Source organism: Bacillus sp. FSL K6-3431, from assembly GCF_038002605.1.
In the GTDB taxonomy this organism is placed as follows: Bacteria; Bacillota; Bacilli; order Bacillales; family Bacillaceae_C; genus Lederbergia.
The window spans coordinates 738,881-760,056 of sequence record NZ_JBBOCT010000001.1 but is presented as its reverse complement, the minus strand read 5'-3'; the positions used below and the strand labels follow the sequence as shown (position 1 = coordinate 760,056).

The following is a 21,176-nucleotide window of genomic DNA, read 5'->3' as shown; positions in this document are numbered from 1 at the left end:
AAAGTGTACTTCTTCATGTATTGGAAATTATTAGATCAAGATTAAAGAAAGCATCCACTATTTTCTGTTCATAATTTCCACCAGAAGGATAGCACTCAAAGTTAGGACATGCTCAGGTAGCTGATGCGATTCTTGACCGTATCGTTCACGACTCCTATAAGATTCTAGTAGATGGAGAAGTTTCGATGAGAGAACGGCATGGATTGGCGGAACCTAGATGATTCCAATAGAGGTTGAAAATCGTATAGCAAAGTATTTTTTCACAGGTATTTACCCGAGGAAGTGATGATAAAAGTAGAAGAAAGATTACTACCTTCCTGTATATGGAACGAGGAAGAGGATTTAGATCATAATGAACTCGTTCGTTGGGCCATTGAGATTATTAATAACCAATTAGAGGATAAGAGCTTTAAATAATATAAACAGCCATTGGAATGATACTGTTCCAATGGCTTCCTATCTCGCACTCACTGGCTTAAACGTCCGCAATATTCAATTTTGTCTTAAACAATTTTCGTCAGGTCTGGAGAATAGATATTATTGTTTTACGAAAGCGTGTTTTTTGTTAGAGACGACGATAACAATTGCTAGAACGGTTAGTATAAGAATAGTTAGTGGAAAAGAGATACTTCCAAATGAGTCTAGTAATATACCTCCTATAATACCTCCACCTGCAATAGCAGCATTCCAAACTGTGGTATTCATGGACATTGCGGTGTCTACATTTTTTTCTCCTACTGATTGAGCTAGCGCAGTTTGTAATAAAGTAGCAGCACCACCAAACGTTATTCCCCATAGGGCGATACCAATAAAAATGCTAATAGTATATCCACCTGAGAATTGGAATAACAAAGTAGACAATGAGAAACCAATTAGACTTAATAAGACAAGTAGTCGGAGTTTCTTATCAATTAAGACACCGGTAACCCATATACCAATTAGTGAAAGAGCACCGAAGATAAATAATGAGATCCCTACTTTCGTACCTAAGTTCATCTCTACAAGAAATGGTGCAATATATGTGTACAAAATGTTATGAGCTATCATCCATAGGATAACAACAGATAAAATGGGACGTACTCCAGGTATGGTGAACACTTTATATATACTAACCCGATTTCCACTTGAATTACCAGGGAAGTCAGGAACTTTTACTATAATCCAAATAATTAAGATAAAAGTTAATATCGACATTATTATAAAAACAGCTCTCCAACCTAAGGATTCTCCTAAAATAGTACCGATTGGTACTCCTAAACTCAGAGCAATAGGTGTTCCCACCATAGCTATTGCTGTAGCTCGACCTTTTAATTCTGGGGCAACCATCCTTCTTGCATATCCAGTTAGCATGCTCCAGACAATTCCAGCACCTACTCCTGCAAAAAATCGAGCAACTAAAGTTAAAGTGTAATTTGAAGAAAAAGCTGTAATCGTATTAAATATAAAAAACAATCCGATTGCAAAAAGCAGTAGTGGTTTTCTCTTCCAGCTTTGGGTTGCAAATGTGACCGGTATAGCGGCTACAAGTGATCCAATTGCATATAAGGTAACTAACTGCCCTGCAAGTGGAGTAGAAACATTTAAGCCGTTACTAATGTGAGGAAGTAAACCGGCTGGAACAGTTTCGGTCATTATACAGATAAAACCAGCCATTGAAAGTGCCAATAAGCTAATCAATGGCAATTTAGGGTTAGAAACTTGAGTGTGACTAATATCAGACATGCTAAGTTATCTCCTTTTTATTATTCTATTTTTTTATTTTTAAAGCTCCTTTCATACTTGTCAATCATTTATGGATCGATTAGTATATAAGTAAGTATTCAAGGAGGTGAATGTATGGCTCGAACAGGACGACCACGTGTATTTGACAAAGAATTAGCAATTTCAAAAGCGATGGTTTTATATTGGGAGCATGGTTTTGAGTCTACGTCTCTTGCACAGCTAAAAGAAGCGATGGGTATATCATCTGCAAGTTTTTATGCAGCGTTTGGTTCTAAAGAGAACCTGTTCAAAGAAGTTATTGATCGATATAACACTTCTTACGGTAAAGTGACTGATTGTTTATCTGACACGTCGATTAAATCTAAAGTAGCAATAGAAAAAACTTTAAGACAGACAGCCAAAATGCAGACAGATTCTAGCCATCCTACTGGTTGTATGTTGGTATTATCAGCAAATGTTTGTTCAGAAAAAAATAACCATGTACGTGATCTTGTCTTTAAAGAACGTTCTTTAGTTCGGTTGAATTTAGAAGAATGTATAATAAGAGGGCAAGAAAACGGCGATATAACTAGAGAGGTAAAAGCGGATGTTTTGTGCACGTTGATAGAAGCTTTTATGTATGGAATTTCTACACAAGCAAGAGACGGAATAAGTTATAAATCAATTGACCAAGCTATAACTCAAATTATCAAAACTTGTGATATTTAATTAAACGGTATACTAGTTTTTGCTAGGTATCTAGTCGATAATCCGGTAGCTATATTATTCTTATAAAGAAAGGAATTATATAGAAAAACGTAGCCCTCTTATTTTGATCAATCTTTTTTCAAAATAAAAGGGCTTATTCTATTACAAAATCAACGTTCGTGACACTTTCTTAATCAAACTTTGTTTTAAATCAACATATGCCTTATATAGAACTTATATAAAGAAGCACTACAAAAAAACTCGTCAAACATCAACGAGTTTTTTGTGCTTTTATTAACCAATTTTCGTCTACCAGGCCCTCTTTCACGTTGACTATTCATAATAGGGGCAATCCAGTTGATAGGCCCCCTTCAGTCTCTTCAGTCAATCGGCATTGGATATCCAGGGAACGGCTGAAAAAGCGAATGATACAAGCAAGTTATAGACTTAAGTTTCACTGGGGACTGTTGCTGTAAAGCGGCTGCGATTCTTTCTATTTCCGGAATACCGGACCACTTCTCGCGTCCTTCCGATCTATTTCCCATTTGTTGGGATTGGTTGTGTCCGGGATGCGGTTCTCCAGAATGGCCTGATAATGGTGAGTTGTTTCTTCCAAATGGGCGACGCGCTGCTTGGCTTCTTCGAGCTGAACAAGTGCCATTTCTTTATACTCCTTCATAAGTGCAAAGCGCTGCGGAACGGTCGAATCACCTTCGAGGCAGAGGCCGACGTATGTTTTGATGTTTTCAATCTGCATCCCGGTCTGCTTGAGGCATTTGATGCCATACAGCCAGTTGATCGATTCTTCGTCGAACAGCCGAATGTTGTTTTTATTGCGCTGTACGCTCGGCACCAGGCCTTTATCCGTGTAAAAGCGCACGGCGTGCTCGGTGAGTCCCGTCATCAGGGCAGCTTCTTTAACCGTATGCATGTGTAATCCTCCTTGGAAAAATTTGTTGAAAAAATGGCTTGACTTCGTGTAACACGAAGGTGATAGGTTTATTATAATGCAAATCGGCCGTTTGTTGTTTTAAATTTGAACAATGGGAGGAGGAATTACGATGCAAACTTAACTTTGAAATAACAGAGTAAAAATGCCGATCATCGGATCCGGTTTCTACCAAGTCGTCGATGCTGAAGAATGCGAAAATGCGGTATATGAAGCGTGTTGGCCGGTTACCTAAACTTGGATATTTTGTTTTTCAAGCAATTCATATCACCATATGTATTAATAAACGTTTAAGGAGTGATTTTTTTGTCTAACACTTGGAAAATATACATGTTAGCAATTATCAGTTTTATAGTGGGTACATCTGTGTATGTCGTGGCAGGGATTTCGGATAAAATTGCGGATTCACTAGATGTTTCTTTGACAGCAGCGGGTCAGCTCGTTACAGTTTTCTCACTCGCCTATGCGATTTGTACACCGATCATACTGGTTTTAACGGCAAAGTGGGGTAGAAGAAAGCTAATAATGTATTCATTAGGACTATTTGTAGTAGCAAATATACTGTCTTTTCTTTCCCAAAATTATGGAATACTGATTGTTGCCCGCATGATCATGGGTATTGGTGCTGGATTAGCTATTGTAACTGTACTGATAATTTCTACCAAAATTGCTCCGCCAGGTAAGCAAGCTAGTGCGATTGCAATAATAACTATGGGATTAACGAGTTCCTTAATCATTGGAGTACCTATTGGTAGGATAATGACAAATGCATTTGGATGGCAATCTGTATTTGGAGGAATTGCCCTTCTTGGATTAATTGCGATGGTTGTTATATACCTTACTATTCCGGATATAGAAGGTGATAAACCTGTATCCTTACATCAGCAGCTAGCTCTATTTAAAAAACGTAAAGTTATCCTTGGTTTATCAATCACCCTTTTCTGGCTTGGAGGATATTCGATTGCATATACCTATCTTTCTCCTTATCTGTTAAATGTATCAGGAATAAGTGACAAATTCCTTAGTACAACTTTACTTATTTTTGGAATTGCCAGTCTTATTGGTTCGAAGTTTGGCGGATTCAGTACGGATCGTTGGGGTATTCCATTTACACTTACTAGCACTATGACGCTGCATATAGTTATGCTTATTCTATTGTCACTCGTTACGAATTCAGTGGTCGGGGTTATGATCGTATTAATATTATGGTCGTTTTCAGCATGGGCCACTGCACCGACACAGCAATATCTCTTGGCGACAATTGAGCCTGAATCGTCAGCTATATTACTTGGACTTAATCAGTCCATAATGCAATTAGCGATGGCTGTAGGTGCAGGTATTGGCGGCATTGCTGTTGGAAGTGTGTCACTAGCTGCCGTTACTTGGTTCGGTGCATTGGGAGTTGCGATAGCCATAGCGATTACCCTTATCCTTTCGAGCTCATTGTCAAAAAAAGAGGCGCAGGATAATAGTTTAAAGAACGCCAATACCTAGGATGCTAATGGGCTGGCATCCGGATCGTGTTGTCGTACAGTACGGGCTGTATATCAATTGTGGCGCCATCTGTATGTCGTACAAACATTTTATAGCCTATCGGAATTTCTTGAGGCCCGAAAGAATAGTCGCTCCAATATGCCGCTAAACCATGGAGGAAGCGACCAATTTAATAACCTTCGCATTATCCACAAAGATGTACACCGATTGATTCGTGCGAAGGATAAAAAGATGATTGATGAACTTGTAAGTAGACTTCAACTTACTGGGACAATGATTGAAAAAGTTAACCGCTTTCGAAAAAAATGTAAGCTTTGAGTCTATCTAAGAACCTTAATCGTGAAGTAACGAGGAACTTATAATCAAGTGAATTTTGTTAGATGGAACGCGGAGTGCAGGGAAACTTGCACGCTCCGTGTGGAGCAGGGGAAAAGCTGGAGATAACATCAAAGGCTTACCTATTGCTGACTTTTGTGGAACAATATAAGTAGAAAATGATCAAACTTTTTTATAAAAATTGCATAGTATTTCACAAAGAATGAATCCGTTTTGATCAATCTTTTTTCAAAACGGATTATTTTCATTTAACGTAAAATGTGGGCTTACGAGATATTTTTAATCAAACTTTATTTTAAGGCTACACATGACCATTAAAGATCGTGGAAATAAGAAATGGGCGGGTTTGATGTTGCCTGAGCACGTGGCCATGTTGAAAGAAATGAATAACGACTATTATAAAACGGGTAAGCCTTCACTTGATGAATATCAGCTATATGAGATAGACGAAAAGATTCACACAGCGTTAGAATTTCATTTACCTATAAAATTTAAACTTTGGTTTGATGGCTTTTTCGAAGAGATAGAAGGTAGGATCGAAAGGCTTGATGAGATAAATAAATTAGTGTGGATCAGGGACAGGATGAATGATTTACACAAGATAAAATATGATAGTATAACTAATCTAGATTTTATAACGGATTAAAACCCCTTCTCGATTGAGAGGGGGATATTTCTCTTTAGCACTACTAATTCCCACTTAATTTTGTTCTTTATGAATTGTCGGTTTTCTTGTTATTGGATAGATATGCTTGATAACACCGAATAGAAAATGGATCTGAAAGTCTGAAATAAGAGATCACATCATTAATCGACTCAGCGTTTGATAGGTTATCTAAAATGCAACTGTTTCTCAAATGCTTTGCAGAAATCTTTCTCAACTTGGCCAACTTTACCTCGTCTTTTATCATTTCCTGAATGCCACGAATTGATAACGACTGCGGCATACCAGTATCATAATTAAAATGGAACCTAAATGTTAGGTTGAAAAATGCTACAAACAGTGGATCATTTGATCGGTAACGAGGTCTAATCTCCTTATCAATAGAGTTCCAATAATCGCGAATGTACTCTAGATGTTCGTCCTGAAGAGTGATTATCAAGGGAGATCCATTTGAATCAATTTGAATAGTATGTTGAAATAAATTTACTGCATTCATCCTGATTGAAGTAATATCCTTTGGTGTTAATCCGTAATATCACACAAGGCAAACAATAGCAAGGTTTCGCTCTATCAAATGATTTCTAGCTTCAGACTTACTCGGTTTTCTCATCGATTTAAGCAGTTTACTCATTTCATCATCAGAAATAAAGTCATCTTCATTCAGGGATCTCAACGGGCGTTCCTTTGGTTTATCCAGGAGTATAGATGAATAGATATTGAAGTGCTTTAAAAAGCTATTTAGGACTGATAGGAGCCTTCTGAAAGTAGCATCTGAATAGCTTTTATCGGATAAATAGGCAACATAAGCTTCAATGTCGCTATCATCTAAGGACTTTATTGTTTCTAACTCATTCGCTCCTTTATAAACCTTCATCCATAAAAGGAATTTACTCAGATCAGATAAATATTGCTTTCGAGTAGAGAATTAATATAATCTTTTATGTAATTTGGCTGCAGGCCTGACATATAACCCCTCTTTATAAATAATTTTACGCATCCAACTTTAAATATAACAATACAAAAGAAAAAGCACGTTTGCAAGGGATTCTTGACTCTCGATGACACATATCTTACGATACATTTCAAAACCAGTTGCAGTACTTTCGGAATGAATCTATCCTTAGTGTCCGAGATTATTATCTTTTAAAACTCTTTGGATGCGTAAAATTATATTAGAAGGGAAGACGAAACACCTCATTCTTACGTCACGATTTGTATCTATTACATATTAAACCATGCCTTTATTAACAAATTCAGATTGAATAAAGTTCTGGATCAATTCGCTTTGCTTGTCATAAGACAATTCTCTAGGAAGAGAAAACCATTGAGTGAAAAACAGAGATCCGACATTTACTGGAAACAGCCTAATTCCGATTATTTTCCAACCTTCCGAACAAGTCCAATCGGTGGTACATTAGAAGCGATTTTTGAAATTAAGTCTTGCATAAAACCGTGTATAACCAATAAAAAAAAGCCAATCCCTTGATATATCAAATTTGGCTTTTTTCTAACTTCCTAAAATTAGTTTTATGTTAACTAGGTTTGTATATAATATACATCTAAATGTGAGAGATAATATTCAACAATCGAGCCATTTTTTAATTGAATAACTTACTTTGAAGGGAACTGGATGTTTTTGTTAAAACAAAGACCGTATTAAGATTGAACTTAAACTAATGAGACTATTGTGGGGGGAGGATTCCCCCTTACTTAATTTTTTGCAACCATTCGTTTCGGTCTCCGTCTAAAGTTTGAAAGGGTGTAAATCATGTTAGAAAATAAGGGGTTAGAAATGGATCCAAATTTTTATTCGAAAGAAGAAACCGTTGAATGGTTGATGAATGAGCACGGAAAAAAGATTGTCAGACTTGCATTTACATATTTAAAACAGGAGCAGCTTGCTGAGGATGTTGCACAGGAGGTTTTCATTAAGTGTTATCAAAAGTTAGATACCTTCCGAAAAGAATCATCTTATCAAACTTGGCTGTACTCTATTACAGTAAATTTATGTAAGGACAGATTGAGAAGTTGGAACTTTAGGAATATCGTTATTAATAATTTCCTCTCCAATAATATGATCAGTAAAAAAACACCAGAGTCGGATTTAATGGAAAGTGAGTTTAGAAGAGAACTTTCACAGTGTGTATTAGAATTACCAGTTAAGTACCGTGAAGTTATCATTCTATTCTATTATGAAGAATTAACTTATCACCAAATAACTCAGCTATTAGGGATCAGTAATCAAACAATTAAATCTAGGTTGTATAGGGGAAGGAATCTTTTGAGAAAAAAGTTAGAAGGAGGTAGTAGCAATGACTGATATATTAAAAAGCTTAAAAGAAGACATGGACGATACTGTACTAAAAGAATTAGATTTCAATGAAAAAAATAAAGTAGCAGTAAGAAAAAGTTTTGGTAACAAGTATGTACATAGTAAGAAAAGACGTTTTCCGCATATCGGGTTGATATTAAGTTTATGCTTATCCACTTTCTTTTTCGGAAGTATCGGCTACTTTGTTATAAATAAACAAGGTCTCTCTGAACAGAAGAACCTTGCAATTAATGAAAAGAGAGAAGAAACGAAAGGGAATGAGAAGTCCTCGATTATTGCACACCCTGAACCGAAAGAGAACTTCGAGGATATGTCAAAAGAAGATATATTAACGAGACTACTTAACTCAGTAGATTATTTTGAAACTGCAGCTGGAACTTTTGAAACTTTGGATTCTTTTTATGATGGTTCAACAAGTAAGACAAAAGTAGAGTACAAATATAGTAATAAAGGTGTAATTGGCGGATATGAAAAAATAATAAACTACCCCGATAAAAATAATCCTAATTCTGAAGTCTATGAAAATGAGTATTATTATAACAACGGTACAATGTGGACTTTAGATTTAAATTTGAATGAATATGTTTCCCAAAACTATGAATTAAGTGGTAAAAAAGATAAAGTTATTGCAAATGATATCTTCCAAATTGATTTATATAAAATATATGATTCAGAAGAAGAGTTCAGAGAAAAGCCACCAGTCAGTGGTAATCTATTCTATTATGAATTTGTGGCAAAATATTTAAGGTACGAAGACCAATGGGAGATTGAAAAACAGAACGAAGAAGTCCTCGGCCACAATACGATGGTTATTTATGGTGACATAGATGAGAGTGTTAAAGAGACTAATTATGCGCAACCAAATGAAAAAAGCTTTCGTATTTGGGTTGACAAAGATACAGGAATCATTCTGAAAAGGGAAATCTATAACAATGCAGGAGATGTAATAAGCTATTTACACCCGTCTTCCCTTGTTATTAATAAAGTATATGGAGAGAAAGAGTTTTTACCTGTATTAGACAAATATAAAGAAAGATATATACCAAATTCCACTGTAAATGATGAAAGAGAAAATGATATTGAAGTTATTGAACATGCTGATGCTATCCCAAGTAGTGTACAAAAAGTAATGGAAATTCAGCGAGAAACAATTCCGTATTTTTATGAGTTCAACGATACGATAGTAACGCCTTTTTCGGCTAGTATTGAGGAGTATAAAGGGCAACAGCAAGCTTATGTAGTATATAGCTATGACAAGCCAGATACAGAAAAAGGATCGGGTTCACGGTTACTATATACAAGGATTTACCCTAGGGACTCTGTAGTTAGAACAACAGGAGACTTTAATTCTGAACTCGGAGAAGAGAAAGAGTTTACTTTGGAAGAAATCAAATGGAGTGTATTCGAAATAACCGGGACACCAAATATTCATCTTAAAGGAGAAAAAGATGAGTTTGTATATGAAATAGTTACGCAAGAAGTATCTCTACAAGAAGTTAAAGAATTACTAACTAACTTTATAAGAAGTTCATAAAGTTAAACAAGCAATTAAAAGGGATCTTCAAATTGAAGATCCTTTTTTAATGCCGGTAATATGCTATTATGTAAACTAGATTTGTATAAAGTATTCATTTGATCCTTAGAGGTTTTCTTCAATTAATGGGGCAGGTTAGTGAAATACTGAAATTCAAAAAAGGTATTACCAAAGTTAATCCAGAATTAGGAAAGAAAGATATAAAATTGAGAGAAATGAATTATGAATTAGAATATATTATATAATACTATAATTTAGGAGTGATTTCATGAAAATTCTTTATTACATAGTAGGGGTAACACCAACATTTTGACATAAAACCCACTCTAAGACATTTTTTACCATAGAAAAACCGATATCCCTTACTCTAAGGATACCGGCTCAGGATTTTATCGATCTAATGGTCTTAAAGAGTTGAGTCCTGTCATTCTTTTTATATCAAAATTGTACTCTCCTAAAAAGTTAATATGCTCCCAGCCTAATGGCGTAATATGATTTATCATCTGATCTTGTAATACCCCTTTTTCACTCATGACTTTTGTTGCTTCGGTAAGGTAAACCGTGTTCCAAACGCTTATCGCATTAATTAATATGTTTAAAGCACTTGCTCGCTGAAGCTGGTCTTGTAGTGCTTTTTCCCTGAGTTCGCCTCGTTTTCCAAAAAATAAGGCTCGGGCTAAGGCATTCATAGCCTCTCCTTTGTTTAATCCTCGTTGAATTCGACGACGTATCGCTTCATTTGAAATATAGTCTAATATGAAGATCGTTTTTTCAATCCTACCTATTTCACGTAGTGCTGTAGCCAAACGATTTTGCCTTGAATATGACCCCAATTTTCCCATAATAAGTGAACCAGAAACTTTCCCTTCCCGAATGGAGTGGGCTAGACGTAAAACGTCATCATAGTTTTCTAGAATAACCTTTGTATTTATGCGTCCTCGTAGTAATTTTTCTATTGTTGGAAACTCACCAGGTTTATCTATTACATAGAGTCGAGTATCAGAGAGATCTCGAAGGCGAGGTGCAAAACGGAACCCAAGTAGATGGCTCAGTCCAAAAACTTGATCAGTATAACCGGCCGTGTCTGTGTAATGTTCTTCAATATTTAATTCAGATTCATGATGCAGCAACCCGTCTATCACATGAACGGCATCACGAGCATTGGTATTAATGACTTTTGTGTAGTATGAAGAAAACTGATCACTCTTGAATCGATAAATTGTAGCTCCTTTACCAGAACCATAATGAGGATTTGATTCTTCATGTAAAGAAGACACGCCAACTTGCACACGCATACCATCTGAAGAGGAAGTACTTCCATCTCCCCAATACGTAGATAAAGCAAGCTGGTGATGGAAATTCACAAGTGTTGCCTGAGCTTTATTCATTGCATCGTCATAAAGACGCCACTGTGAAGCATGAGCCATTTGGTGATAGTTAATTCCGGGTGTAGCATCTGCCATTTTTGTTAAGCCAATGTTTGTCCCCATTGCCATAAGCGCTGCTAATAAGATCGACTTTTCCTCTCCTTTGGGAGGACGGTTTGAAGAAACATGAATAAATTGTTCGTCAAAACCTGTCCAACTTGCGACTTCCATTAGCAGATCCGTTAGTTTTATCCGAGGCAACATGCTGTATAGGGATGAACTAAACGCCTTTGCATCTTCGGGCGTATCCTTTTCGAGGCGGTCAATTCGAAATTTTCCCTTTTCTATACTGACACCCTCTAGTTCATCAACATTTTTGGACATGGCTTGCAGCCGTTTTCGAAGAGAATCCATTCTTTCGGTCAAATATTCTTCAGCCGAACTGCTTACAGCGAGGCGATTTTATGATGTAAACAAGTTTCTAACCATTCTTCTTTTGGAATTAGATACTCTTCAAAATCTTTATGTTGTTTACTGCCTCGAACAGATACATCTCCAGATCGAATATGATTTCGTAATTCAGTTAATGCAGCCATTTCATAATAATGACGGTTGATGCTTCCATCATCGTCATAAACGTGTTTCTGCCAACGGTTAGAGACAAAACCAAGAGGAGCTCCGTCTGGAACTTTTCGTTTACCTGAATCATTCATATTTTTAATAATATCTAATGCTTCCATTAATGGCTTGGCTGATTGGGTCGATTTTGAAATTCTAGTGATTTAAGTAAGGTAGGCGTATATTTTCGAAGATAAAAAAATCGTTTTTCTAAAAGTCTAAATAATCATAGTCGTTGGGACGTGATAATTGTTTGGCTTCTTCCACCGATGTAATCATTTTTTCCCAAGACATGACGGTATCTAATGTAGTAAATGGATCCAATCCTTTATTCCTTGCTTTAATAAGTGCAGCACCGATGTTAGCAAACTGTATGATTTTTTCATTAATTGATTTACCGTTTTGTCTTTGCATTTCTTCTTGGGCCTTACGGCCCTTTGACTGCAAGATCATAATTTGGCGATCATGGATTTCAATGGCTTGATCGATTAAGTCTTGACTGAGATTTAAGAGATAAGCCACAAGAATGGCATATTTTTTAGTCTTATTAAATCTTCGGAAGGAATGAGGTTCATATCGCGCACCTAAACGCGACAATTGAAGAAGCCGGTTCGGGTGTATGTCATTACAATCAATAGATAACTCAAGTTTTTTAATATACTCTAACCGTTCAATGACTTTTAAGAAGGCATCAGGTGAAGATTGTCCTGGGATTTCTTTTAACCAAGCAAGGGGTGTTTTTCCACTATCCAGAGTAGACTCCGTCATTAGGATCAATCTTTCCTTTTGTAAAGAGGATAGAGACCGCGATAATATCTTATATATTTTTTGTTCAGCTCGATGGCGTGTTTGCCAAACCAGACGTTCAATCGTCGACATAGCTGGGAGAATATTTTTTTGCTTTTTCATTTCTTCGATAGCCGTCCTAATCAAGTACATTGAGTTCTCATTTTCCATTGCATGACTTAGTAAAGAAGAAGAGATGTTTCGATATTCTTTTACTGAGAAGTTCTTATAACCATACTCTTTCCTAATTTCATCCATATGTTCATGCTTAGTTTGTTCCCGTTCTGCATACGATTGAAATTCCAGGGGATCTACCTTAATTTGATTGGCAATAAACCGTATAACTGACTTAGGTATTTCTTTAACATCCGATAATGTCCATCCCGGAAAGCGAAACACACATAACTGAACGGCAAATCCGAGTCGATTATAGTCTCGTCTTCGACGTTTAATCACTTCTAAATCATGTGGGGATAAAGTGTAGGAGGTAGCTATTTCCCACTCGCTAACATCAGCTGGAATTGTCATGAAATCCATGCGTTGTTCGGGTGTAAGTAGTTCTCTTGCTCTCAAATACAAGATAGTTCCTCCTGTTCATTTCTATATACGATCTATAGCTCGATACAACACGGATTTACTAACACCGGTCATATCAGAAATTTCTTTTATACTGTACTCCTTAGAAGCATGTAGTTTTAATGCTCTTTCTACTAATTTTGGATCCTTAATTGGTCTACCGCCATTTCTACCTCTAATTCTTGCTGATTGTAAGCCTGCTTTCGTGCGTTCACTGATGATATCACGTTCTAGTTCAGCAATACTTGCCATGGTACGGAAGAAAAAACGACCCATTGCAGTTGATGTATCAATCTTGTCACTTATAGAAACAAAATTCACTTTTCTTTCCTCAAAGGTTTCTGCTAATTCAATTAAGTGCTTGGTAGATCTTGAGATACGATCTAGTTTATAGACAACCACTGTATCTCCTTCACTTATTGCTTTTAAGAGTTGCACTAATTCTAAACGCTCTTTTTTTGTTCCTGTCATTTTTTCTTTGTAGATAACAACTGCACCAGCTTTTTTTAAGGCATCCATTTGTAATTCTAAATTTTGATCTTGAGTAGAAACTCGGGCATATCCAAAAATTTTCCCCATTCTATTCCCCTCCTGAAATTAATTATTCCCTAATACGGAACCGTCAATTTTAGGGAAAAAGTTAAAGGGAATAGTTTAGGGAACGATAAACAGTATAAAATTACGTAAATATAAGCATGCGAAAAACATTCCCTAAAACGTTCGTTTTAGGGAATGTTTTATTTACTTTGAAAGGTTAGTACAACAAGAGATTCTCTTTAATGTAAAAAAGGGGATGTTTCTATGAAGAAACTCCCCGATAATAATCTACTTCTTAAATTTTAATAATCTTATTGAATTTAAAATAACAATTAGGGCAGCACCTGTATCACTTAATACAGCCATCCAGAGAGTGAGCCAACCAGGAAAGATTAAGGTTAATGCAATGATTTTAATAATTATTGAGAACCAAATATTTTGTTTGATAATAGTTAAGGCTTTTCTGCTTAATTTCATTGTATGAGGAAGTTTGTCAAGATTATCTGCCATTAAAACAATATCTGCTGTCTCCATTGCAGTGTCAGTTCCTGCACCACCCATAGCTATCCCTAAATCAGCAGTTGCAAGTGCCGGAGCATCATTAATACCGTCTCCTACCATTGCCACCTTATATCCTTCATTTTGAAGTTTCTTTATGGCATCTACTTTATCCTCTGGCAGTAATTCTGCGAAATAGCGACTAACATTCGCTTCTGATGCAATCATCTTAGCAGTTCCTTCATTATCTCCAGTCAACATTACAGTTTGTTTAACTCCACTTTGTTTTAATGCTTCTAGAGCTGAAGAAGTTGTTTCACGTATTGTATCAGAAACTGCAATTAAACCAATAATTTGATGTTGTGTCCCTATAATAACTACAGTTTTCCCTTTGTTCTGTATATCTTGAACACGTTTCTTTACATCATCTAACGATACTTTAATTTCTTCAAACAACTTAAGGTTACCTGCGTAAAAGATGTCTCCTTCAATTGTGGCTTGAACACCTTTTCCAACAATACTTTTGAATAACTCACCATTTTTAGGTTGAATTCCTTTTTCATTGGAATATTCAACAATCGCTTTTGCTATAGGATGTGTTGAGTAATCTTCTAGTGTTAAGGCTATTGAAAACAATTCTTCTTCTGTTGTGTTTAATGCCTTGAATTCTGAGACTTTAGGTTTCCCCTCAGTCAGAGTACCTGTTTTATCAAATGCAATTGCATTGATGGATCCTGCAATTTCTAAGAAAGTTCCACCTTTAATTAAGACTCCGTTCTTAGCAGCATTCCCTATGGCAGATACTATTGCAACAGGAGTAGAAATTACCAATGCACAAGGACAAGCTACAACTAATAGTTCTAGACCCTTATAAAACCAATCTCCCCAAGTGCCGATTCCAATTAGTGGAGGCAAAATTATAATTGCTAAAGCTAGAATAAATACTATTGGTGTATAAATACTAGCAAACTTATCTACAAAAGCTTCTGTTGGTGCTTTTTGCTCTTGTGCTTCTTCAACCAAATGGATGATTTTTGATATGGTTGTATCTTCAACTAATTTCGTAACCTTTATCTCAAGGGACCCATTTTCATTTATAGTACCGGCGTAAACTGTGTCACCAATTTCCTTATCTACAGGAATAGATTCTCCTGTAATAGGAGCCTGATTGACGCTCGATTCTCCTTGAATAATTTCTCCGTCTAGTGGAATTTTATCTCCTGGTTTAACTATAATGATCTCACCAACAGATATTTCTTCAACAGGCTTCTTAATAACCTCAGAATCTACTTTAACCCAAGCTTCTGGAGGGGCTAAGTCCATAAGGTTGCGGATAGAATCCCTTGTTCTTTCAATAGATTTAGTTTGTAGGAAATTACCAATAGCAAATAGCCAAACCACGGTAGCACCTTCAAGCCATTCCCCTATAAGTGCAGCTCCAATAGCAGCAGCAGACATTAGAACATTCATATCAAGTGAACGACTTTTGATTGCATAATAAGCACTCTTAACAGGTTTATAACCACTTATTACCATCGCTATTGCATATAGCAATGTGTACATCAAGGTAGAAATTCCAGTGAAAGAACCAATAAAACCAAGAGCAATTATTACACCAGAAACGATAATTAATCCATTATCGTTTTTATTTTTGTGAGTCTGTGTCGATTTATTTTTTGATTGTAATGAAGCTTTATAACCGATTTTAGAAACCTCAGATATAATATCTTCAATACTATTGGAATGCTCTATTTTCATTTTCCCTGTAGAGAAATTAACACTGATGTTTTTAACGGATGGATGGGAACTAAAATGATTTTCAATGCTTTTAGCACAACTGCCACAGTCCATTCCTTCAATATCGTACGTTTTAATGTTTTTATTTTGATTTAATTGCTCTACTGAGTATCCAAGTTTTTTTATTTCAGTTTCAATCGGATTAAAAGCAGAAGGGTTATTTGCAATTACCTGCATTTTAGCTGTGCTGTAATTGACCTTTACCTCTTGAATATCTTTTAAAGAGTTTAATCCTTTTTCGATTGTTTTAGCACAAGCAGGACAATCCATACCGTGAACCCTAAATTCTTTCTTTTCACCAGAAATATTGGAGTCAGGAATTGATTTCTTTATATCTTGTTCATTGCTACTACAGCAACTAGACTTTTCCATATCTCCATTTTCTTTAATCGTTTTGCTACAACAACTGCTGCTAGCTTCTTGTTTATTTTCGCTTGAATTAGAGCTACTGCAACAGCTTGTTTTTTCAACTTCTTTCTCTTCTTCATTTGTTGATTCACTACTGCAACAACTATTTTCTTTTTTTATAAAATCAGTTACTGAAGAAGAACTACCAAGTTTATCTTTGTTGCTTGAACAACAACTTGATACTTGTTTTTTAGTTTCTTCGGTGTTGTTATTGGTACTACAACATTTATCAGCCATTCTAAAAACACCCCTACTCTATATGACTGTCGCAACATGCAACATCATTTTGAACATCTTCAAGAACTACGTCGAACATCGTTAACAAATCACGTATATGTTGGTTTCGTAAGCTGTAATAACAGTATTTTCCTTCATTTCTTCCAACAATAATTCCACATCCCTTTAAACACGCAAGATGTTGTGAAATATTTGATTGGTTCCCATTAATCTCTTCTACAATTTGAGATACAGTTTTTTCATGGTCTTTTATGCTTTCGAGAATTTGAAGCCTTGTTTTATTAGAAAATCCATGGACCAGCTTTACTTTTGTGTCAAGATTTTTACTTTTCATATTTTACCTCCTAACACATTAGACAGAACTAATATGTTTTGTTATCATCATATTAGCAATATCTAATATGTGTGTCAAACTGTAAAGGAGTAAGAAAAATGACCAAAAAAGTCTCAATATTATTTCTAATTTTGTTCGCTTTTATAGCAAATCATCAAGCAAAAGCACACACTTCGCTTCAAGAATCAACACCAAAAGATGGTGAAGTTGTAACAGAACCTATACAAGAATTAAGTTTAATTTTTGGAACAAAAGTTGAACAAACAAGTAAGATTAATGTTGTAAATAAAGATGGAGAATCTATTACACTAGGAAACTTTGTAATAGAAGATGATGAAATGTGGACAACTTTCCTTCAACCCTAGAGAATGGGAACTATGACGTTGAATGGTCTATCATTGGTGCAGATGGACATCCCATAGAAGGTACTTTTTCTTTTTCGGTAGATGTGCCTGTTGAAGAAGAATCTGATAAAAATTTGACTGAAACTGAAGAAGAGGACCCAAAACAAGAAGAAGATAACCAAGAAAGTTCTACTGAACCATTAAAACAGGAAGTTGAACATAGTAACTTGCCTTCTTATGTGATTCCCTCCATTACTGGTGTTTTATTTGTAATAGTTGCTGGAAGTGTCTTTTGGCTAATGAGGAGGAAGAAATAACAAATGCAGTTAATGGGAATCTTCAGTGAGCCATTATTATACCTTTGTTTCTCTGTCATAATCGGAAGTTTTCTTCTGCGAATTGTACCAACTACTTCAAGACCAGAATTTAACGTTCCTAAAGGTATTCTAATGGTCGCAACAGCCGGTATTGCAATATTTTCATTTGTACCTGTTTTACAAGTGATTTTATATCTATACGAAGATATTGGATTTGCACAAACCTTTAAATCGGTTCTTTTTACTTTTGAAGTAGGGAAAGCGTGGATATTTACTTATCTTGTTTCAAATCTATTATTTATTTACATTGTTTGGTTTGATTATCGAAAGAAGCCACAATATGCATACATAGGAATGGTCATTACTCTCATGTTAATTTTTGCATTAGGTTGGTCTAGCCATGCATCTTCAATAGAGCAATGGAAAGGATTCCTTGCACACACTATGCATTTTCTTGCCGTTACGATTTGGGTAGGAATACTATTTGTAGTTAGTTGGTCTTCAAGAAATTATTTAAATTGGCAAAACTTCTTAAGGTGGTTTACGCCTGTAGCAATAATTTGTTTCACGATAACTGTGTTATCCGGACTCTATTTAATGACTATAGTAGTCGATTATAAAGATTATGCAAATTCTTGGATGCTTCCTCATGGACAAGCACTTTTAATAAAGCATCTGCTCATTATACCTTTAATGGTATATGCTTTTATCAATAGTTTTTTGATTAGAAGAGAACTTAAAAAGAATACTAATTTTAATCCAATTCGTTGGACGAAAGTTGAAAGTTTAGTAGTTTTTCTTATTTTTTCTGCAACGGCTGTATTAGGGCAACAAGAACCGCCACATGATATTAAAACAACTTTAGCATCTTCGGGAGTATCTAAATTGTTTGACCTATTTTACCAAGGAAACATAACACGCGATTCAGTAATAGTTCTTGGTCTTGAATTAAACAGTGTAATGCTATTGGTATCAGCCATATCATTCTTAGGATTAACAATAGTTTCTTATATAAAGAGAGCACCTATCCTATTAGGTTTCTCAATGAGTGTATTATTTGTGGTTGCTACTTACTTGTCATTAATGGTAAGCATCCAATAAAGCTTGCAGGATTTTCATTAAATACATACAAGAGGTGATACATAATGAAAAGGAAGAGTTCGGGATTTAAAATCGTAGTTATACTTACAATTATTATTTTGGGGCTTATGACAGCATTGGTTGTAATAAATAACATGAACTCAGAATCAAATAATGAAACTAGTTCTGGCAAGTTACCACCTACTAAAGGACAACCGATTTTAGGAGAAGTCAATGCTCCTGTAACTGTTGTAGAGTTTGGTGATTTTAAATGTCCAGCATGTAAAGCATGGGGAGAAAGAGTGTTCCCAGAGTTGGTTAAAGATTATGTCGACACTGGAAAAGTTAAATTTTCTTATGTAAATGTATTATTTCATGGGGAAGAATCAGAATTAGGTTCATTAGCAGCAGAATCCGTATTTAAAAGTTCACCTGATGCCTATTGGGATTTTCATAAAGGGCTTTTTAAAGAGCAACCTAGCGAAAACCATGATGCATTATGGATTACACAAGAGAAAATTCTCGAAGTAGCTAGTAATTCCCCAAGTATTGATGTAGAAAAATTAAAAATGGATATTGAGGAACAATCAGCGATAGAAGAAGTAGATAAGGATGTAGAATTAGTTAAAGAGTTTAGTATACAACAGACTCCAACAATAATGGTTAATGGTACTAAGCTTGAAGACCCTTTTGATTATGAAAAAATTAAAAGTCTTATTGAGAAAGAATTAGAGGGTGGTAATAAGTAATGCAAGAAACAGGTAAAGGGTTGAATAAACAAATTTATCTCTATATAGCATGGCTCGTTTCCACTGTAGCTACACTTGGGAGTTTATATTTTAGTGAAATACGTGGATTTATCCCATGTGAACTATGTTGGTATCAACGTATTTTAATGTATCCATTAGCCCTAATACTGGGAATTTGCACATTCCAAAATGACTCTTCTGGTAAGAAATTTGTATTACCAATGGCTATTATTGGGTGGTTCATTTCTTTATACCACTATTTGATACAGAAAGTCCCTGGTTTTGCTGAAATAAAGCCCTGTGTTAATGGAGTACCATGTAATGCCCAATATATAAATTGGCTGGGCTTTGTTACTATCCCAATTTTAGCTTTAACAGCCTTTACTATTATTATCGTGTGTATGGTTTTTGTAAAAAGACATAAGTAATGAAAAGGGCAATTTTTTATTGCCTTTTTGTCGATTTCTTAAAAGAAATAATTTTCACTTAATATAACTTTAATCATCTCGTATTTCGAATAGGATGTGATATTTAATGAATTATGATGTAGTTATAATTGGCGCAGGACAAGCTGGGCTTTCGATGGGATATTACTTGAAGCAGACTGATTTATCCTTTTTAATTCTTGATAAAAGTGAAGGGATTGGAGAGGTTTGGAAAAATAGATATGATTCTCTTAAATTATTTACTCCACGTTCTTACAGTTGCCTACCTGGACTAAAGTTAGCTGGTAATCAGAGCGTTTACCCCACAAAAGATGAAATAGCCGAGTATTTATCTTTATACGCTGAAATGTTTAGACTTCCCTTAAAGATAAAAACTATAGTTCGAAATTTATATAAAGATGAGGGTAGATTTCGAATCATAACAGATAAAGGTGAACTTATAGCTAAAAATGTAGTTATAGCAACAGGACCGTTTCAGAATCCATTTATTCCAGAGTTTGCAAATAAACTTTCTGATAATGTTTTACAACTTCATTCATCTCAATATAAGAACCCAAAACAACTAAGAGAAGGTCCTGTATTAGTAGTTGGTGGAGGTAATTCCGGAGCACAAATTGCTGTTGAATTGTCTAAAGAAAGAGAAACATATTTATCTGTTAGTCATAAAATCAAGTATTTATCACAAGATATAATGAATAAAAGCATCTTCTGGTGGTTCGATCAATTAGGAATATATACAGCAAGTGTGAATACTAAAGTAGGTCAGTACATAAAAAAACAACACGACCCGATTTTTGGATTTGAGCTTAGATCCCTAATAAAGTATGGAAAAGTAATATTAAAGCCACGTACAATATCAATACATAATGACAATATTACTTTTGAAGATAATAGTGAAGTACAGGTTAAAAACGTAATTTGGTCAACAGGATTTGTTTCTGATTATAGTTGGATAGACATAGCCGAAGTATTTGATGAAAAGGGTCTACCAATTCACCATAGAGGTATTACATTAATGGACGGTTTATATTTTTTAGGTTTACCGTGGCAGTATAATAGAGGTTCTGCGCTCCTTCATGGAGTTGGAAAGGATGCGGAGTATTTGATTAATTATATCAAGGCTAATAGTTGAGAGTATTCTCTAAAAAGTAATTCTTTTTAATTAGCTACACCTGTTACATAAAAGCATAGTTCCAGCAATCTTCTTTCTTCCCTCAACTGTTAAAATAGAAGACAAATAAAAAAGTCACTTCTATAGCGTTTAAGAAATCGGCTTTTTTATTCCAAAAATTGTCTTAACGTGGGTTTTATGTAAAAATGTTGGCTGCACCCCTGTAATAAATGAGAGTGATAGATAATTTATC

18 protein-coding genes and 3 pseudogenes are annotated in these 21,176 nt (G+C 35.3%); 13 read left to right on the top strand and 8 right to left on the bottom strand.

Annotation, left to right across the window (positions count from 1 at the left end; translation table 11 throughout):
* Nucleotides 1–5: 5 nt before the first annotated feature.
* Both MHB53_RS03825 and MHB53_RS03820 read left to right on the top strand, forming a co-directional pair.
* Nucleotides 6–221: pseudogene (locus tag MHB53_RS03825) on the top strand (ATP-binding protein); the annotation flags it as partial.
* Nucleotides 222–285: 64 nt separating this feature from the next.
* Nucleotides 286–417, top strand: coding sequence for a hypothetical protein (locus MHB53_RS03820; RefSeq protein ID WP_340915829.1), 132 nt, complete (start codon nt 286–288; stop codon nt 415–417).
* Nucleotides 418–537: 120 nt separating this feature from the next.
* On the opposite strand, the gene MHB53_RS03815 is transcribed toward MHB53_RS03820, so the two are convergent.
* Entirely contained in the window at nt 538–1,722 is a 1,185-nt protein-coding gene (locus MHB53_RS03815; protein WP_340915828.1) for an MFS transporter, read from the bottom strand.
* Between the two features lie 114 nt (nt 1,723–1,836).
* On the opposite strand from MHB53_RS03815, the gene MHB53_RS03810 reads away from it, so the two are divergent.
* Nucleotides 1,837–2,430: a TetR/AcrR family transcriptional regulator gene (locus tag MHB53_RS03810; RefSeq protein ID WP_340915827.1), complete on the top strand. Its 594-nt coding sequence runs from the start codon at nt 1,837–1,839 to the stop codon at nt 2,428–2,430.
* 472 nt (nt 2,431–2,902) lie between these two features.
* On the opposite strand, the gene MHB53_RS03805 is transcribed toward MHB53_RS03810, so the two are convergent.
* Nucleotides 2,903–3,340 carry a MerR family transcriptional regulator gene (locus tag MHB53_RS03805; protein ID WP_340915826.1) on the bottom strand — a complete coding sequence of 146 codons (438 nt, stop codon included), beginning with the start codon at nt 3,338–3,340 and terminating at the stop codon, nt 2,903–2,905.
* Between the two features lie 324 nt (nt 3,341–3,664).
* Here MHB53_RS03805 and MHB53_RS03800 point away from each other — a divergent pair, with 324 nt between their 5' ends.
* Together MHB53_RS03800 and MHB53_RS03795 are read left to right on the top strand one after the other, a co-directional pair.
* Nucleotides 3,665–4,852 (top strand): MFS transporter, encoded by a 1,188-nt coding sequence (locus MHB53_RS03800; protein ID WP_340915825.1) that lies wholly within the window; start codon nt 3,665–3,667, stop codon nt 4,850–4,852.
* Nucleotides 4,853–5,495: 643 nt separating this feature from the next.
* On the top strand, nt 5,496–5,834 hold the full coding sequence (locus MHB53_RS03795; protein WP_340915823.1) for a YolD-like family protein: 339 nt from the start codon (nt 5,496–5,498) through the stop codon (nt 5,832–5,834).
* Nucleotides 5,835–5,901: 67 nt separating this feature from the next.
* Here the strand turns inward: MHB53_RS03795 and MHB53_RS03790 are convergent, their stop codons facing one another.
* The gene (locus MHB53_RS03790; protein ID WP_340915821.1) at nt 5,902–6,348 is read right to left on the bottom strand and encodes a hypothetical protein; all 447 of its coding nucleotides are present in this window, start codon (nt 6,346–6,348) and stop codon (nt 5,902–5,904) included.
* 39 nt (nt 6,349–6,387) lie between these two features.
* Nucleotides 6,388–6,762: pseudogene (locus MHB53_RS26220) on the bottom strand (site-specific integrase); the annotation flags it as partial.
* Between the two features lie 858 nt (nt 6,763–7,620).
* Between MHB53_RS26220 and MHB53_RS03785 the strand changes: the two are divergent.
* Together MHB53_RS03785 and MHB53_RS03780 are read left to right on the top strand one after the other, a co-directional pair.
* Nucleotides 7,621–8,172, top strand: coding sequence for a sigma-70 family RNA polymerase sigma factor (locus tag MHB53_RS03785; RefSeq protein ID WP_340915819.1), 552 nt, complete (start codon nt 7,621–7,623; stop codon nt 8,170–8,172).
* Entirely contained in the window at nt 8,165–9,718 is a 1,554-nt protein-coding gene (locus MHB53_RS03780; protein ID WP_340915817.1) for a hypothetical protein, read from the top strand. Before MHB53_RS03785 ends, MHB53_RS03780 begins: the two co-directional genes overlap by 8 nt.
* Before the next feature lie 389 nt (nt 9,719–10,107).
* Here MHB53_RS03780 and MHB53_RS03775 read toward each other — a convergent pair.
* From MHB53_RS03775 to MHB53_RS03760, 4 genes and pseudogenes are all read right to left on the bottom strand, one after another.
* Nucleotides 10,108–13,068 (bottom strand): annotated as a pseudogene (locus MHB53_RS03775) (Tn3 family transposase).
* 21 nt (nt 13,069–13,089) lie between these two features.
* Nucleotides 13,090–13,644, bottom strand: coding sequence for a recombinase family protein (locus MHB53_RS03770; protein ID WP_340915815.1), 555 nt, complete (start codon nt 13,642–13,644; stop codon nt 13,090–13,092).
* Between the two features lie 246 nt (nt 13,645–13,890).
* The gene (locus tag MHB53_RS03765) at nt 13,891–16,542 is read right to left on the bottom strand and encodes a heavy metal translocating P-type ATPase (protein ID WP_340915814.1); all 2,652 of its coding nucleotides are present in this window, start codon (nt 16,540–16,542) and stop codon (nt 13,891–13,893) included.
* 13 nt (nt 16,543–16,555) lie between these two features.
* Nucleotides 16,556–16,876: an ArsR/SmtB family transcription factor gene (locus MHB53_RS03760; RefSeq protein ID WP_340915813.1), complete on the bottom strand. Its 321-nt coding sequence runs from the start codon at nt 16,874–16,876 to the stop codon at nt 16,556–16,558.
* Nucleotides 16,877–16,974: 98 nt separating this feature from the next.
* Between MHB53_RS03760 and MHB53_RS03755 the strand changes: the two genes are divergently transcribed.
* The 6 genes from MHB53_RS03755 to MHB53_RS03730 all read left to right on the top strand — a co-directional run bounded on the left by MHB53_RS03755 (nt 16,975) and on the right by MHB53_RS03730 (nt 20,944).
* Nucleotides 16,975–17,241: a copper resistance CopC family protein gene (locus MHB53_RS03755; RefSeq protein ID WP_340915812.1), complete on the top strand. Its 267-nt coding sequence runs from the start codon at nt 16,975–16,977 to the stop codon at nt 17,239–17,241.
* Nucleotides 17,217–17,537, top strand: coding sequence for a copper resistance CopC family protein (locus tag MHB53_RS03750; RefSeq protein WP_340915811.1), 321 nt, complete (start codon nt 17,217–17,219; stop codon nt 17,535–17,537). The genes MHB53_RS03755 and MHB53_RS03750 overlap by 25 nt, the downstream gene beginning before the upstream one ends.
* 3 nt (nt 17,538–17,540) lie before the next feature.
* Nucleotides 17,541–18,638, top strand: a complete 1,098-nt coding sequence (locus MHB53_RS03745; protein ID WP_340915809.1) for a copper resistance D family protein — start codon at nt 17,541–17,543, stop codon at nt 18,636–18,638.
* 44 nt (nt 18,639–18,682) lie between these two features.
* Nucleotides 18,683–19,366, top strand: coding sequence for a DsbA family protein (locus MHB53_RS03740; RefSeq protein WP_340915808.1), 684 nt, complete (start codon nt 18,683–18,685; stop codon nt 19,364–19,366).
* Complete coding sequence (locus tag MHB53_RS03735) at nt 19,366–19,794, top strand: disulfide oxidoreductase (protein ID WP_340915807.1); 429 nt, start codon at nt 19,366–19,368, stop codon at nt 19,792–19,794. Before MHB53_RS03740 ends, MHB53_RS03735 begins: the two co-directional genes overlap by 1 nt.
* Nucleotides 19,795–19,900: 106 nt before the next feature.
* A complete protein-coding gene (locus MHB53_RS03730) occupies nt 19,901–20,944 on the top strand; it encodes a flavin-containing monooxygenase (protein ID WP_340915806.1) in 1,044 nt (347 codons plus the stop codon).
* Nucleotides 20,945–21,176 lie beyond the last annotated feature (232 nt).

What these genes read in the sequence shown, in the direction of transcription:
- MHB53_RS03735 (WP_340915807.1), top strand. Translation starts at nt 19,366, where the DNA reads ATGCAAGAAACAGGTAAAGGGTTGAATAAACAAATTTATCTCTATATA.
- MHB53_RS03810 (WP_340915827.1), top strand. Translation starts at nt 1,837, where the DNA reads ATGGCTCGAACAGGACGACCACGTGTATTTGACAAAGAATTAGCAATT.
- MHB53_RS03755 (WP_340915812.1), top strand. Translation starts at nt 16,975, where the DNA reads ATGACCAAAAAAGTCTCAATATTATTTCTAATTTTGTTCGCTTTTATA.
- MHB53_RS03745 (WP_340915809.1), top strand. Translation starts at nt 17,541, where the DNA reads ATGCAGTTAATGGGAATCTTCAGTGAGCCATTATTATACCTTTGTTTC.
- MHB53_RS03730 (WP_340915806.1), top strand. Translation starts at nt 19,901, where the DNA reads ATGAATTATGATGTAGTTATAATTGGCGCAGGACAAGCTGGGCTTTCG.
- MHB53_RS03820 (WP_340915829.1), top strand. Translation starts at nt 286, where the DNA reads ATGATAAAAGTAGAAGAAAGATTACTACCTTCCTGTATATGGAACGAG.
- MHB53_RS03765 (WP_340915814.1), bottom strand. Translation starts at nt 16,542, where the DNA reads ATGGCTGATAAATGTTGTAGTACCAATAACAACACCGAAGAAACTAAA.
- MHB53_RS03790 (WP_340915821.1), bottom strand. Translation starts at nt 6,348, where the DNA reads ATGAATGCAGTAAATTTATTTCAACATACTATTCAAATTGATTCAAAT.
- MHB53_RS03760 (WP_340915813.1), bottom strand. Translation starts at nt 16,876, where the DNA reads ATGAAAAGTAAAAATCTTGACACAAAAGTAAAGCTGGTCCATGGATTT.
- MHB53_RS03795 (WP_340915823.1), top strand. Translation starts at nt 5,496, where the DNA reads ATGACCATTAAAGATCGTGGAAATAAGAAATGGGCGGGTTTGATGTTG.
- MHB53_RS03785 (WP_340915819.1), top strand. Translation starts at nt 7,621, where the DNA reads ATGTTAGAAAATAAGGGGTTAGAAATGGATCCAAATTTTTATTCGAAA.
- MHB53_RS03740 (WP_340915808.1), top strand. Translation starts at nt 18,683, where the DNA reads ATGAAAAGGAAGAGTTCGGGATTTAAAATCGTAGTTATACTTACAATT.
- MHB53_RS03815 (WP_340915828.1), bottom strand. Translation starts at nt 1,722, where the DNA reads ATGTCTGATATTAGTCACACTCAAGTTTCTAACCCTAAATTGCCATTG.
- MHB53_RS03770 (WP_340915815.1), bottom strand. Translation starts at nt 13,644, where the DNA reads ATGGGGAAAATTTTTGGATATGCCCGAGTTTCTACTCAAGATCAAAAT.
- MHB53_RS03805 (WP_340915826.1), bottom strand. Translation starts at nt 3,340, where the DNA reads ATGCATACGGTTAAAGAAGCTGCCCTGATGACGGGACTCACCGAGCAC.
- MHB53_RS03780 (WP_340915817.1), top strand. Translation starts at nt 8,165, where the DNA reads ATGACTGATATATTAAAAAGCTTAAAAGAAGACATGGACGATACTGTA.